The sequence below is a fragment of the Photobacterium sp. R1 genome, assembly GCF_054600795.1.
The window spans coordinates 153,395-168,443 of the sequence record NZ_BAAHZP010000009.1 but is presented as its reverse complement, the minus strand read 5'-3'; the positions used below and the strand labels follow the sequence as shown (position 1 = coordinate 168,443).

The window sequence follows — 15,049 nt, the reverse complement described above, 5'->3', positions numbered from 1 at the left end:
CACGATATTGATTAGAAAGGCTGGCCTTTGCCGAAAAGAAAGGGCTGGCAGAGAGGAAAAGCAGAATGATTGCGAACAAGCTGGTCCTGGTCGTTGATGATGATCAGGAGATTCGCGAGCTGTTGGACGAATATCTGACCAAGCAGGGTTTTCAGGTGGTCACTGCGGAAGATGGGATTGCCATGAAACGGGAAATGACCATCAGCGAGCCGGATCTGATTCTGCTGGATATTATGTTGCCGGGTGAGGATGGTTTTTCACTGTGCCAGCATGTCCGTAAAACCTCTGACGTACCCATTATTATGCTGACGGCAGTGTCTGATGAAATGGATCAGATTGTGGGCCTGGAACTGGGAGCGGATGACTATATCGCGAAGCCCTTCAGCCCGAGGCAGCTCATGGCGAGAATTAAAGCGCTGATGCGCCGGGTGAAACCGTCAGAGACCCAGCAGGAACCCAGTCAGCCATTACCGAAAGCTTTTCTCTTTGATCACTGGCGGCTTGAGACAGCTTCCCAAACTCTGGAAGACATCAATACCCAGCGCCGTTATGAGATGACCAACAGTGACTATGCTGTGTTGTTACTGTTCCTGAGTCGTCCGAACGAAGTGCTGGATCGCGATACCATCTTTTATGCCACCCGTGGGCGGGATGCGCAGCCATCAGAACGTGCGGTGGATGTGCAGCTCAGTCGTTTGCGACAGCGTCTTGGTGATAAAGGACGTCAGCAGCGTCTGATCAAAACGGTTCGCGGGAATGGGTATCTGTTTAACGCAGAAGTCAGCTACGAATCGAAGGACTGACCGGCTCGCGGGTGTTGAGGGATGATGAACTGGAAAAAATGGTGGCCAACGTCTTTGATGGCCCGAACACTGTGGTTTACGTTACTTGCTGTGTTTTTGGCGCAGATGATTGCGACTTTAATCTGGTACGGTCAATCGAAACGGCGCGATTTGGAAGGGCTTGAGTCTGCCGCGTCCAGTATGGCAACGATGTTTGCTTCGACGGTGACATTTTTTGAATCACTGCCTTTACAGTATCGTCATATCGTTCTGGATCAGATCCGGAATATGGGCGGTACCCGCTTTTTTGTTTCGTTTAATGAGGAAGAAATCCGCATTGATCCGATTCCCGCCTCCAGTATGAAACACACCGCGGTGAAAGCGATCCGGGAAGTGCTGCACGATAAACTTCCCCGGCTGGATGTGATCCGGGTGGAGTTCTCCCGTCCGGAAACGCTCCATGTGCTGAAGAACGATATTCTGCTGAGTGATTTGCCCCGATCCTGGGCGCATTACACGTTAAGTCTGGAGCCGCTCAATCCGCCGATCCTCGTGGTTCAGCTGGAACTGGCCCAGGGAGAATGGTTGTATATCGCAGCATTGCTGCCGCCGCCTTATACCTCACTCGAAGATGAAATCATCACTAAGCAGCAGGTGCTCTTTTTACTCTTTATCACCGCATTGTTGCTGTTTTTTACCTATACCATGGTGCGTCGACAGACCAAGCCGCTCAAGCGACTCGCGGATGCGGCGAATGCCCTCAGTATGGACATCTACCAGCCGGAACTGAAAGAGGAAGGTGCAAGTGAGCTGGTGACTGCAACACGTGCATTTAACCGGATGCAGCAACGGCTGCGGCGGTATATTGATGACCGTGAACACCTGTTTTCGGCTATTTCGCACGATCTGAAAACCCCGATTACTCGGTTAAGGTTAAGAGCTGAGCTGCTGGATGACGATGCCAAAATTGATAAGTTCAACAAAGATCTTGATGAACTGGAAATGATGGTGAAAGGCGCGCTGCAGACCGTCAGAGATACGGATTTACATGAAAACCTGATTCAGGTGGATGTATCTGAGCTGATGCGCAGTATCGCGGAAAGTCACAACGGGCAGCAGATACAGGTCCATCTGCCGGACGAGCACATTTCACCAGTCATCGGGAAGCCGCTGGCACTCAAACGTTGTCTGAGTAACCTGATTGAGAATGGTGTGAAATACGGCCGGGAAGTCTGGGTAGATGTGGAAGACAGTGAGGAATCACTGGTGATCCGTCTCTGGGATAAGGGGCCGGGAATTCCGGAGGAAAAGATGGATGCAGTGTTTGAGCCTTATGTCCGTCTGGCAAAAGATGATGAAGGTCACGGCCTGGGTATGGGGATTGCCCGCAATATCTTACATGCACATGGTGGCGATATGACGATTCGGAACCTGAAGCAGGGCGGGCTGGAAGTCACGCTGACTTTGCCTCGCTTCATCGTTTGATACCATGTTACAGGCCGGTTTTGATTGCGTGTTGATGCTCTGATTTGGAATTGAAAACAGATGATTAGAAAATGCTCCGCTGGCACAGTTCGCCGATTGACTTTGTCCTTAGCCGTAGCTCTGATGCCTTTTGTTTCACCCGCTGCGCTGAGTGCGGAACCGGATTCTGCGGGGGGAGAAGTGGAGGTGCTGCACTGGTGGACCGCAAAAGGTGAGATGAATGCCGCGGATGTGCTTCAGAACAGTCTGGAGCAGCAGGGCATTGGCTGGAAAAACTTTGCGATTGCCGGCGGTGGTGGTGAAAGCGCGATGACGGTTCTGAAAAGTCGCGCGGTTTCCGGGAATCCGCCTTCAGCAGCACAGCTGAAAGGGGATGATCTGCAAGAATGGGGCATGCTGGGTTTTCTGACGAATCTGGATAAAGTCGCTCAAGCAGAACACTGGGACCAGCTGTTGCCTCCGGTCATCAGCCAAATCATGAAATATCAGGGACATTATGTTGCTGTGCCGGTCAATATTCATCGGGTGAACTGGCTTTGGGTGAACCCGGCTCTGATGAAACAGGCGGGTGCAACGGTGCCGGATTCACTGGATGCGTTTTTTGATGCGGCGGAAAAACTGAAAGCAGCTGGAATTGTGCCTGTTGCTCTCGGAAGTGACCCCTGGCAGGAAGTGACTTTGTTCGAATCGATTGCTTTGGCCGTTCTTGGTCCGGCTGATTACCGGCGTGCGTTTGTCGATCTGGAGATGTCTCAGCTGGACAGCAAAAAAATGGTGGAAGTTTTCCGTCAGTTTAACGCGATGCGTCAGTATATTGATGTGAAAACCAAGGCAATGGAGTGGAGTGATGCCAGCGCGATGGTCGTCCATGGCGAGGCTGCGATGCAGTTTATGGGAGACTGGGCCAAAGGGGAACTCACCGCCATGGGGAAAGTTCCGGGCGAACATATTCTGTGTATTCCCGCGCCTGGCACACAAGGTTATTTCACTTACAATATCGACAGTTTCGCATTCTTTAAAAATAATGCTGCCAGACAATTGAAAGCACAGGAAATGATGGCGCATACCATTCTGACGCCTGATTTTCAGCGTCAGTTTAATCTGGCGAAAGGCTCGATTCCGGTTCGCAGCGATGTCTCGCTGGAAGGGTTTGATCAGTGTTCACGTGCATCTGCTGAGGCTTTCAGTGCAAGTGAAGCTCAGAACACGCTGGTTCCCAGTCTGTCTCAGGGGCTGGCAAATACCAGTTATGTGCAGGCGGCTATTTTTGATGTCGTCACCAATTTCTTCCACAGTAAAAATGCAGATCCGGAGCAGGCCGCGCACCGTTTGGCCAGAGCTGTAAAATCTGCCCGCTAATCAATGTGATTCAGGTATGAGTTAAGCCTGACAGATTGCGCTAGGCTTAGGACAAAAGAAAATGAGGGAGGAACCAAGAGTATGAAGCTGCTTTATATCGTCCGTCATGCAAAATCGTCCTGGGATGATCCGGATCTGGATGATCACGATCGCCCGCTCAACCAGCGTGGTCTGGATAATGCGGCAGATATGGCAAAACGTTTTGCGGCCTGGCAGGCATTACCTCAGCGAATCTTGTCCAGCACGGCAGAACGGGCTTTTCAGACTGCGCAGTATTTCGAACAGGCGTTGCATCCTCATCCGACTGAACTGGCTACAACAGTGGGACTGTATACGGACAATGCTCATGAAGTTGTTGAGATAATTCAGTCGGTTTCCGATGAAGTCGAACGTCTGATGGTTGTCTGCCACAACCCGGCAATTAATGATCTGGTGGCTCGTCTGGGGCTGAAAACAGAGAATGTTCCGACTTGCGGCGTAATTGTCTTTGCTGTTCATACCCGGGAATGGAAACAATTCGGGCCGGATAACTCTCAGCTTCTCTTTTTTGACTATCCAAAGCGTTTGTCATAATTCAATCAGGCCGCATTTGCGGCCTGATGTTTTTAGGATGCATCTTCCGGGTCAGCCTGTTTCAGACATTTTGCGGATCGCATTGACGACATCACTGATGCCGGCTTCAATGTTGTGGATGGCTGCGCTGGCTTCTTTGACTTTTTCCATGCTGCTGTGGGCATGGGTAATAATCTCAGACATTGAAGAGACCGCTCGCGTGGTTAACTGACTGTTTTGTTTCACAACATGATCGATTTTTTCTGTGGATTCGTTGGTCCGGAATGCAAGCTGACGAACTTCGTCTGCAACCACGGCGAAACCTCGGCCCTGATCGCCGGCCCGTGCAGCTTCGATGGCCGCATTTAAAGCCAGTAAATTTGTTTGATCTGCAATCCCGGAGATCGTGTCGACCATGCTGGTAATCGTTTTCGATTGCTCTTCCAGCTGGGTCATGACGCCTGAAGTGATGTTCAGGGCCTCGACCATCTGAGTCATCTGCTGAATCGCCATATTGCCTGCACTGCTTCCCTCTGCAGATAATTGGCTGGTATTGACCGACAATTCGTAAGCCAGCTGGCTGTTTTCCTGACCAATCAGGACACTCTGAGTGATGTCGGTTGCAAATTTGATGATTTTATAGAGTACCCCGTTGGCATCGAATATCGGATTGTAAGTGGCTTCAAGCCACAAGGTGTCCCCGGCTTTGTTGATCCGTTCGAACTTCCCGCCCAGATATTGCCCATGGACGAGCTGATCCCAAAAATTCTGATACTCACGGGATTTCGCATACTCAGGGGCAACAAAAATCCGGTGATGTTTGCCCTGAATTTCTGTCAGCGTGTAACCCACGGTCGACAGAAAATTATCATTGGCATTCAGAATATGGCCGTTCAGGTCGAATTCAATAATTGCCATCGAACGTGAGACAGCCTGCATCTGACTGGCAAGATCATGATGCTCGGCAACCCGTTCAGAAATATCAGATGCAATTTTAATGACTTTGTAAACGGAGCCGTCCGGATCAAATACAGGGCAATAACTGGCTTCCAGCCAGATTTCTTTTCCGCTTTTAGTTAATCTTTTAAATAAGCCGTTTGATTGCTGACCTTGCGCCAGCTGTTTCCAGAAAACCTGATATGCCTGACTTTGACGGGTTTCTTCAGTGCAGAACATGCGATGGTGTTTGCCTTGAATCTCGCTCAGGTTGTATCCCATGGCACGAAGGAAAGGCGGGTTGGCGGAGATGATTTCTCCCGTGGGTGTAAACTCAATGAACGCAAAAGCATTTTTAATCGCATTGAGTAAATGTTTTGCTTCGTTGTTTTCCCGTTGTACAAATTCATCATTTGTCAGTGATACAACATTTTTTCTGGATACCCCGAACCCGAACATGTCTCATTCCTTTATGACATATACCCACTCACGACTATAGAACACCAAAATTTATTTAAAAGTGTAAATGTGCTCGAAATTTCAAGTCTTTCAGGTAGATCACGTCTCTGAGTCAGAATAGCAGGATTGATTGCTATAACTGTTCCCTGGAGATTTTTATATTTTCTGTTTGAACTATCAGTGCCGGATACCTGTAAAAAATCTTGTACAAAGTCGAGATAAGAACATTTTTATCAATAAAAATATGCTTGTTGTTGCAACTAAAATTCGTTGTTAGTATCGCCGCGAATTAAAATAATATATGAAACGTGGTTATCTCAATGCAATTATCAGCCCAAGATCAAAAGATGCTTCAAGACTTTTTTCATACCTGTAAATCAAATCAATTTAATGTTATCGGCTATCCGGTTTCGGCAGACTTTAACTATCAGGAACTTGATAAATTCTGGCAGTTTTCATTTAATAATTGCGGTGACTGGGCCGTCGAATCAATTTACAGCCTCAATACTTTCCGTTTTGAAAAAGAAGTGATGCGCTATTTCGCAGAGAAATTCAGCATTCCTTTTGAAACATCCTGGGGATATGTGACTAATGGTGGCACCGAAGGAAATATGTATGGTTGCTATCTGGCCCGTGAAATCTTCCCGGATGGTATTCTGTATTTTTCGGAAAATACGCATTACTCCGTCGCTAAGATAGTGAAATTGCTCAGAATTGAACATCGTGTGGTCAGAAGTCTGCCGAATGGTGAAATCGATTATGAAGATCTCCAGAGACAGATTGCACTGAATGAAACTGAGCATCCGATTATATTCACAAATGTCGGCACAACGTTGCATGGTGCGACAGACAATCTGGATAAAATAAAAGCGATATTAAAACATGCAGGCATTCAGCGAGAAGATTACTACCTTCATGTTGATGCTGCATTTCACGGCATGATTCTTCCTTTTGTTGACGCACCGCAACCTTATTCATTTGCAGACGATATCGATTCTATTTCTGTCTCAGGTCATAAAATGATTGGTGCGCCGATACCCTGTGGCGTGGTGTTAACCAAGAAAGAATATGTAGAAAACATTAGTGTTGCCGTTGATTATATTGTTGCGAATGATAAGACAATCACAGGTTCAAGAAATGGTATAACACCACTGATGCTGTGGTATGCCATTAAGAGCAGCACCGAGCAGGAAAAAGAACTCCGGGTGAAGCGCTGTTTGCGTCTGGCTGAATATGCGACTGAGAAGATGAACGAGAAAGGCGTACCAGCCTGGAGGAACCCGAACTCAGTGATTGTTGTCTTTCCGACACCTTCTGAGGCGGTTTGGCGAAAATATGGTCTGGCGAATTCAGCGGAGTATGCTCACATCATTATCACAGGGCATATGATTGATAACATTCAATTTCTGGATCAGCTGATTGAAGATGTGGCACTGGATTTGAAGGAAGATGAAACCATGACGGTTGCCTAGTGTCGTTGTTGAGCTGCGAGAGGTAAGTGGCATGATGAGCCACTTCCTCTTCAGTTCATTCGGATTTGCCGGAGGACTGGAGTTTTTCCGGCATCAGCTTTTAAAAAATAGATGATCAGGACTGCACTTAAAAATAATATTCTAACGCCAGCTCAATGAAGTCATCTTTGCGCGCAAAATACAAAGGGCTGTCCAGTTTGTCAGCATTAAACCACCATGCATTCGCGCGCCATTTCCAGTTGTTATTGATGCGGGCAGAAGCTTCAACACGTCCGGTTGATTCCTGACGATGATCCAAATCCTGACTGATCCCTATCAGAACCTCTGTACCGTCGATATCATTCAGGGCAAACCGGGTTCCGAGGAATAAATCGTTCTGATTCAGGCTTTCTGAACGAGAGTCGTACTGGTATTCAGCAATCAGGCCGATATCCCAGTAAGTCTCAAATGCCCCAACGATGGTGTATTCAAAACCAGTCACTGCCGCAGAATGGTTTTCCAGACTGTCACGGTATAAGGCTTCAAGCTTGAGCAACCAGGTGCCGAAAATGCCCTGAATATCGACACTGGTTTGCTCCATTTGTGCGTAATAGGGCGTCAGGCTGGTCGAACCGGGCAGGAAATAAGGCTCCCGGTTGGTGCCTTTGAAATAGCTGGCACCTATATCCCAATCACCGAAGTAATGGCTGTAACGAAGTGATCCGTCAATGTGCTCCTGGCCCGCGGATGATTCATAACGGGCATCGTCATTAACCGGAAGTGGCGGTCGTAGTCGGCCATCTCTGCCAGCAAATGTCCGTTCCCGGAAGTAGGGCAGGACAAAGCCAGTCACGGTTCCCCAGTCTTTCACAGCGGTCAGGCTGAGCATCGGCTGACCTAGTTTTTGTTCACCGTCTACGGACTCAACGTTATCTGTCTGATTAATGACATCCACCAGATGGATGGACTCCGTTACCCCCCAGAAGACTTTTCCCACACCGATGCGTAGTTCGTAGTCATCAATTAACTGCAGGTACATGAATTCACGTAAGTCGGCATGGGTTCGCTCATTATCCAGGCTGTCGAGCCGCAGGAATGGCTGAATCGTGAGCCGGGCATCGCCGTCCTGCCATTCGGTGTACCATTCTGGTTCGATGACCAGTGAGCTCTGGCTTTTGTCCTGTCCTTCAAGTCCGTCATGGAGAAACTGGCGTTGTTCAAGGTTGATCTGGCCGCTGAAACCGGCTGCCTCAACAGAGGCAGCCAGAAACAGGGGCAATACAGCAAATCGGAATGTCATGATTGCTCCTGTTCTTGGATTTATTTCGCGCGCTTGAGGCTGGCTTTATTAAAGTCGCCTTCATCAAGCCCATTGTTAAAAGTCAGCTCATGAGTGGTCAGCACCGTTGTTTTTCCTGTCTGATGATTGGTCATCGTCATTTTATGCGCACGCCAGTACTTGTTCAGATACTGCGTGTATTCTTCAAAATTCAGCGTTTTCAGCAGGCTGTCTTTCCGATCGTAAAACTCAACTTTCAGCGGACGATATTGGTCTTGATCAATCCAGACCAGTTGCTTGGTATAACCGGAATATTCATCGGTCGGAATCTGCTGAACTTTGAATACGGACTGGCCATAGAGGGTTTCATTGCCCAGATAAGTAAAATCATATTTCTCAAGCTCGAACGAACTTAAGTCTTCGTAGGCAAATTCACTGCCCATAAACGGACCGGACTTGTTGCGGGAGGCAATGCGTTTGACACGCTTCAGGGCAGGAAGGTAAAGCCACTGATCATCCGGCTTTGTGGTATGGGCAAAATTGAGAAAGGCGGTGCCCTGAACATCACGCGGCTGATCGAAAATCGTCAGTCCTTTATCACCATCATCGGCGACTTCCAGGGTTTTGATGCGCATTTTACGGGTGCTGCTTTCACCCTGAGCATTGGACAACAGCATGGTCATGTCGGCAATACTGTCGCCCCAGCCAGTATCCCGTGCTTTACGTTCTTTTGCGATGTCGAGTCCCTGTTCGTTACCGGCATGGCAAACGGCCGGTATCACCGCTAAACCAAGGGCAACAATCATGCCGATTGGAGCCAGCCATTGGGTGATTCGCGCAGTTTGATTGGTCATCACGTTCTCCTTCGTCTCGAATCAATTTTTATTGGGTAATTGGATGATTTGTATTTGTTAACTTGTTGTCGGGTGAGGCAGTTTCGGCATCACCTTGCGATACGGGTTTGCGGTCAAACAGCATGAGCATGGTTGGCAGCATCAGGAAGTCCACAACAAGCGCAATAAAGATGATCAATGCGCTCAGCTGACCGAGGTCGCTGTTCAGACGGAAACTTGAACTGGCGAGCACCATGAAACCAGCCACCAGAACGACAGTCGTAATCCATAAAGCGCGGCCCACCGTATTGAAAGCGTAACGGACGGCTTCTTCTGCATTTCGGCCTTCTTTCCGGGCAATCTGGTACTTGCTGAGGAAATGTACGGCGTCGTCAACGACAATACCCAGCGTCATAGTGACCACCACAGACAGACCCAGATTGATTTCTCCGGACCACAACGACCAGATGCCGAAGCCAATCGCAGCAGGGGCAATGTTCGGGATCAGGCTGATCACGCCCAGTCGCAATGAACGGAGCGCAAAAATCATCAGCGCAGAAATCAGGACCAGGGTGACCGGGAGTGTCCCGAGCATACTGGCCATGTTGGTCTCACCAATGTGAGCGAACATCAGGTTCGGACTTGAAGCGGTGACCCGATAACCCGGCGCATTGCCGGCAAACCAGTCATAAATTCTGGCTTCCATCGCAACCAGTTCTTTACTGCCGATATTCTTGGTCGTCAGGGTCAGCTTGACGGAAGACTTGTCGACATTCAGCTGGTTGTTCAGGTCAAGTCCGTACGGCAGTGACATTTCATACAGCAGCAGATATTGGGCAGCCAGTGCTCTGTCTTCAGGCAGTCGGTACCAGTGACTGTCATCTCCGTGCATGTTCTTGTTGAGGCGCTTGAAGACATCACTCAGACTGGCAACATGATCGGTCTCCGGTTGGATGCGTAACCAGTCAGTAAAATCACGCAGAATTTTCAGAAATGAAGGATCGGCAATCCCCTGTGGTTGTCCGGAGTGAATTGCAATGCTGACGGAAGTCATCCCGCTGATGTTGTCTGCCATGAAGTCGGCAGCCTGACGGAATTCACTGTTGGTGCCAAAGTATTTCACTGGCTCGTCATTCACGACATTGCGGGGCAAAAGCAGCGATGAGCCGGCGAGGACGACGATCGACAGCGGCAGAATGATTTTACGGCGCTGAACAACCAGGTTTCCAAGTTTATCGGTCCAGCCGGACTGACCTTCAGGCTGGATCGCCGGTGCTCGCATTGGCAGAATCGTCAGTAAAGCAGGCAGCAGGCTGACGGAAAGGAAGCAGGCGATCATAATGCCCAGTGCTGACAGATTGCCCAAGTCACGCAGAATCGGCGAATCTGAAGCATTCATCATCAGAAAACCGATCGCGGTCGTCGCTGAAGTGATGAGAACCGGTATGGCGTTCAGCGTGATGCTGTAGTGAATCGCATCTTGTTTCCCCATGCCGCGCTGCATGCCCTGACGCATGGTTGCGATCACATGAACACAGTCGGCGACAGCCAGGGTGAGCACTAACGTCGGGACATTGACGGTGGCGGTACTGAGGAACATTCCCGCCCAGCCCGAGATACCGATGGTTGCGGTCACTGAGCCGATAATCACAATCAGTGTGGCCAGCACGGCAGTGAATGTTCGCAACATCAGGGTCAGGAAAACGAGGACGATCAGGACCATCGCAGGTACCAGTGTACTGCTGTCTTGTTGGGCCATGTCCATGAACGTCCGGTTCATGGCAACAATGCCAGCCTGGTAGAAATCGACATCCGGGTATTCGGCGCGATATTTATCCAGCAATGCCTGAGAGAAATTGGTGACTTTGGTAATTTCTGCCGTTTCGTCAACTTTTGGCATTTGCAAAGTCACATTTACGACTGCAACATCTCCTTTGGCGGAGATCAGTGCATCCCGCAGAAGAGGCTCTTGCAAGGCGATTGTTTTCACTTTATTCACCCGAGCCTGATCCAATGGATAGTCTTCGAGGAGCAGATCTTCTACCAGCAGGTCATCTTCAACGGCTTCTGTATGCTGGAAATTGGCCAGCGAATCTACGCGGCTTGAAAAAGGGATCTGCCAGCTGTCGTTTGTCAGATTTCTCAGCAGAATCAGGGTTTCCGGGGTAAAGATATGCCTGTCTCGCGGGGCTATGACAAAGCTGATATTGTCTGTTTTACTGAAGGTGTCCTGAATGGTATTGAATGCTTGTAGCTGAGGGTTATCACCATCAAAAAAGATGCTGTAATCACCACGGAAGTAAAGGTTTTTGGCCCCGATCGTTGCTGCAATCAGCAGGGCAATCACGGCCATCGTAACGAGGTAAGCTCGCTTGACTGGCAGTCTGGATATACTGTCTTTCATCACACGCTCCATAAGTGACGTTTCGTCAAAAGTTGGTGTTTAAAAACCAGTTCGAAAACTGGCTGACATCCTAATTCGCTCACAGACATTAAAAACTGTGTTTTATGTCAGGAACGTTTCACCCCAATTGATATGCATCTCAGGGAGTAAACTCTTTTTATGACTAATCGTCAACTATGGTGTGAAATTAACCCGCGTGATGCGGGTTAAACGGGTAACTCAACGACCAAGTTGTGACAGAAGTGAGATCTCATCAGCAAAAAAGGTCTGCTCAATGTGTTTCCACAATCGTTTGTAGTCCTTTTCACTGGATAAAGGTTTCCAGTCCATCCCATCAAGCAACATGTTTACGTTGTTGAGAACTGTGAAAGGATCCTGCAGACGGTGAATACAACGGCTGTTGGTTGCATTCATAATCAATGCATTGGAACCCAGAGCAAGTGACCAATTGGCAAAAACGACGGCATCGGTACTGACAGCGGCAGACATCATCAGGTTGCCTTCTTCCAGTGCGTGATTCACGATTGCATCCGCACTATCAATCATTTGCTCTTCGAGCTGGTTCAATATTTCCACGCGAGCGCCTGAGGCTTTATCTATTACCCAAGGGGTTTTAGCCGTGAGCAGGCAGGTCGACAAAACGGGTTCGAGCCGGGCAAAGATATGATAAGCCACATGCACAGCCATCAGTATTTCCCGGCTGCTGCCTTCCATACCCAAGACTCTGTTAAACAGCAACATCTCAGCTTTAATGGCGTGAGTACATAAGGCAACGATGACATCTTCTTTACTGCAGAAGTGGTTATACACCGTACCTTTAGAATAAGGGCTGATTGCTGCCAGCTTGTCCATCGTCAGGTTCGCAAAGCCTTCTTTGTTCACCAGATCTTTGGCAAGCATGATCAATTCCTGATCGCGATCAGCAATCGCCTGCTGTTTTTTGGTTTTTGGTACACGCTCTCCAGAGAAGAGGGCACATCTATCTTTATTACAGTTAAACCCGAACATAACTTCCGACTTTTTGCTTGTCAGTTGCGTGGATACATTGCAACTCCTGTCTCATAAGTTTAACACGATTCCCTGAAGGATAAATCACTTCAAAAAATGACGATTAGTCAAATCTGACTAATCGTCATAATAGCGGCTTATGCACAGAGATCAATACCTCAAGTGTGATCTTGAACGAAAACAGTTATGGTCGGAGCAGTCAGTAAGAAAAAAGCCGCTTGTGAAAGCGGCTTGGACAGGTGATACAACAGATTCAAAGCTTACAGCGCAGTACGCAGAATCGCTTCACTATCGGAAATACTGATTTTTCCGTGTTCGCCCAGGGCGGTCATACCATGTTTTTCAAGACTGTTGACCAGCACCAGAATGTCTTCTTCACCCAGATCGACATCGCTCAAGCGGGTTGGGACTTGCATGTCACGGAAGAAAGATTCCGTGTTGGCAATGGCTGTTTCAATGCGCTCATCAACACTGCCTTCAGTCAGCCCGAAGATACGCTCAGCATATTGCAGTAACTTCGCTTCTTTTTCCTGACGCTGTTCTTTCATGACTGCTGGCAGCACGATGCTCAGTGTCCGTGCGTGATCAATCCCATAGTTCCCGGTCAGCTCATGGCCAATCATATGAGTTGTCCAGTCCTGAGGAACACCAACACCAATCAGGCCGTTCAGTGCCTGAGTCGCTGACCACATGATATTGGCTCGTACTCTCATATCTTCTGGAGATGCCAGTGCTTTCGGGCCTTCTTCAATCAAAGTCAGCAGGAGACCTTCCGCAAATCTGTCCTGTACTTTTGCATCAACCGGGAAGGTCAGGTATTGCTCCATCACGTGGACGAAAGCATCGACGACGCCATTGCTGACCTGACGCGGAGACAGGCTCAATGTTGTAGCAGGATCCAGTACAGCAAAAGCCGGCTGGACTTTGGCGGTCATGAAGCTCAACTTATCCTTGCCGCGTGAAACCACGGCACCTTTATTACTTTCTGAGCCGGTTGCTGGCAGGGTCAGAATGCAGCCAATCGGCAGGGCATCTTTAACCGGGGCATACTTTGCCAGGATATCCCAGGGATCTGCGCCCTCAAAGCGAGCGGCTGCGGCAATAAACTTGGTACCGTCAATGACAGACCCACCGCCAACAGCCAGCAGATAATCAAAACCTTCAGTTTGAATTTTGTTTACGGCTGCCATCAGTGTGTCGTACTGCGGGTTTGGCTCTATACCGGCAAACTCATCCCACTGATAACCTTCAAGTGCCTGAGAAACCTGATCATAGACGCCGTTCTTTTTGATCGAGCCGCCACCGTACAGGACGAGGACCTTGCTGTCTTTCGGGATTTCTGTCCCGACTTTAGCAATCTGTCCTTCACCAAAATGAATACGTGTAGGATTGTGATAGCTGAATGGATTCATCATTGCGCTCCAGGTTAGCTTGAAGATTGAATGTGAGGGCAAGTGTAGGTGACATCCTTGTCATCAGTAATACACAATTCTGCTTAATTCTTGCCTGATCCTGCTTTACACTTTTCAAGGCTTGGTGATTCAGCCTGTCTGCGTCATCATGATGAAAAGAGGAAAGGTCATGAATACATCGCTGGAACTGGCGTCATCGCTGTGTGAGCAACTTGGTTTAAAATCTAAGCAAGGTAAGGTTGGTACAGCATTAAATGGCGTCAGCCTGTTTAAAATCACTCAATATCACCATGTGACACCACAGATGTACCAGCAAGGGGTTGTGGTGATCTTTCAGGGCAATAAGATCGGCCATCTGAACGACTATCGTTTTGAGTATGATACCCGGCATTGCCTGATTGTCTCAGCACCATATCCAATCGCCTGTGAGACTTTTGCCTCTGAGGAAGCACCGTTAATCGGCATTGATATCGGATTCGAGCACAGCGTGATTCGTCAACTGGTTGATGAGATGGAAGCCGAACTTGGGGCAGATTATTTTTCGTCAGATGTTCAGCACAAAGGTGTTGCCGCTTCTCCGATCACGCCTCAAATCGACAACTGTATGCAGCGTTTGCTGGGGATATTGCACAATCCGCTGGACGCACGGATGCTGGGTCCGCAATTGCTGCGGGAGTTCTTTTACCGGCTGTTACAGGGAGAGCAACGTGCACTTCTGGCGCAGTATGTGAAGCAGGACAGTGCACTGGCACGAGTTTCCGGGGTGATAGAACATGTGCAGTCGCACTATGCGGATAAACTGGCTATTGATGATCTTGCTGACATGGCGGGCATGAGCATTTCAGCTTTTCATCGTGCATTTAAGCAGGTGGTGACGGATCCGCCTTTGCAGTACATCAAAAAAATCCGGCTGAACAATGCGAAGCAGCTTATGGTGCAGGACGGTCTGACGGCCAGTGTCGCGGCCAGTCGTGTGGGATATGAAAGTCCGGCTCAGTTCAGCCGGGAATTTAAGCGTTATTTCGGGTTGCCGCCGAGTAAGATCGGACCCCAGGGGGAAGAAAGAGTCTGACCTTTGTCTGTGATGCT

Annotated in this window: 12 protein-coding genes; 6 read left to right on the top strand and 6 right to left on the bottom strand. The window is 48.8% G+C overall.

Translation table 11 applies throughout. The annotated features are described in order from the left end of the window. Nucleotides 1-65 precede the first annotated feature (65 nt). The 4 genes from ACYP03_RS16140 to ACYP03_RS16125 all read left to right on the top strand — a co-directional run bounded on the left by ACYP03_RS16140 (nt 66) and on the right by ACYP03_RS16125 (nt 4,199). Nucleotides 66-803 (top strand): response regulator, encoded by a 738-nt coding sequence (locus ACYP03_RS16140; protein WP_459780993.1) that lies wholly within the window; start codon nt 66-68, stop codon nt 801-803. Nucleotides 804-827: 24 nt separating this feature from the next. Next, complete coding sequence (locus tag ACYP03_RS16135) at nt 828-2,267, top strand: ATP-binding protein (protein WP_330960371.1); 1,440 nt, start codon at nt 828-830, stop codon at nt 2,265-2,267. A gap of 123 nt (nt 2,268-2,390) precedes the next feature. Further along, entirely contained in the window at nt 2,391-3,626 is a 1,236-nt protein-coding gene (locus tag ACYP03_RS16130) for an ABC transporter substrate-binding protein (RefSeq protein WP_459780991.1), read from the top strand. Nucleotides 3,627-3,707: 81 nt separating this feature from the next. Beyond that, nucleotides 3,708-4,199, top strand: coding sequence for a SixA phosphatase family protein (locus tag ACYP03_RS16125; protein WP_248142070.1), 492 nt, complete (start codon nt 3,708-3,710; stop codon nt 4,197-4,199). 51 nt (nt 4,200-4,250) lie between these two features. Here the strand turns inward: ACYP03_RS16125 and ACYP03_RS16120 are convergent, their stop codons facing one another. Continuing rightward, nucleotides 4,251-5,573, bottom strand: coding sequence for a methyl-accepting chemotaxis protein (locus ACYP03_RS16120; protein WP_305885161.1), 1,323 nt, complete (start codon nt 5,571-5,573; stop codon nt 4,251-4,253). 320 nt (nt 5,574-5,893) lie between these two features. Between ACYP03_RS16120 and ACYP03_RS16115 the strand changes: the two genes are divergently transcribed. Continuing rightward, nucleotides 5,894-7,045, top strand: a complete 1,152-nt coding sequence (locus ACYP03_RS16115; RefSeq protein ID WP_459780989.1) for a histidine decarboxylase — start codon at nt 5,894-5,896, stop codon at nt 7,043-7,045. Nucleotides 7,046-7,172: 127 nt separating this feature from the next. Here ACYP03_RS16115 and ACYP03_RS16110 read toward each other — a convergent pair whose 3' ends face one another. The 5 genes from ACYP03_RS16110 to ACYP03_RS16090 all read right to left on the bottom strand — a co-directional run bounded on the left by ACYP03_RS16110 (nt 7,173) and on the right by ACYP03_RS16090 (nt 13,960). After that, on the bottom strand, nt 7,173-8,324 hold the full coding sequence (locus ACYP03_RS16110) for a porin family protein (RefSeq protein ID WP_248142072.1): 1,152 nt from the start codon (nt 8,322-8,324) through the stop codon (nt 7,173-7,175). A gap of 20 nt (nt 8,325-8,344) precedes the next feature. Beyond that, nucleotides 8,345-9,109 (bottom strand): outer membrane lipoprotein-sorting protein, encoded by a 765-nt coding sequence (locus ACYP03_RS16105; protein ID WP_459781076.1) that lies wholly within the window; start codon nt 9,107-9,109, stop codon nt 8,345-8,347. Nucleotides 9,110-9,185: 76 nt separating this feature from the next. Next, nucleotides 9,186-11,540 carry an efflux RND transporter permease subunit gene (locus ACYP03_RS16100; protein ID WP_459780987.1) on the bottom strand — a complete coding sequence of 785 codons (2,355 nt, stop codon included), beginning with the start codon at nt 11,538-11,540 and terminating at the stop codon, nt 9,186-9,188. A 219-nt stretch (nt 11,541-11,759) separates the two neighbouring features. Continuing rightward, nucleotides 11,760-12,548 (bottom strand): TetR/AcrR family transcriptional regulator, encoded by a 789-nt coding sequence (locus ACYP03_RS16095; RefSeq protein WP_248142074.1) that lies wholly within the window; start codon nt 12,546-12,548, stop codon nt 11,760-11,762. 260 nt (nt 12,549-12,808) lie between these two features. Further along, complete coding sequence (locus tag ACYP03_RS16090) at nt 12,809-13,960, bottom strand: iron-containing alcohol dehydrogenase (RefSeq protein WP_459781074.1); 1,152 nt, start codon at nt 13,958-13,960, stop codon at nt 12,809-12,811. Between the two features lie 169 nt (nt 13,961-14,129). On the opposite strand from ACYP03_RS16090, the gene ACYP03_RS16085 reads away from it, so the two are divergent. Beyond that, nucleotides 14,130-15,032, top strand: coding sequence for an AraC family transcriptional regulator (locus ACYP03_RS16085; RefSeq protein ID WP_459780985.1), 903 nt, complete (start codon nt 14,130-14,132; stop codon nt 15,030-15,032). Nucleotides 15,033-15,049 lie beyond the last annotated feature (17 nt).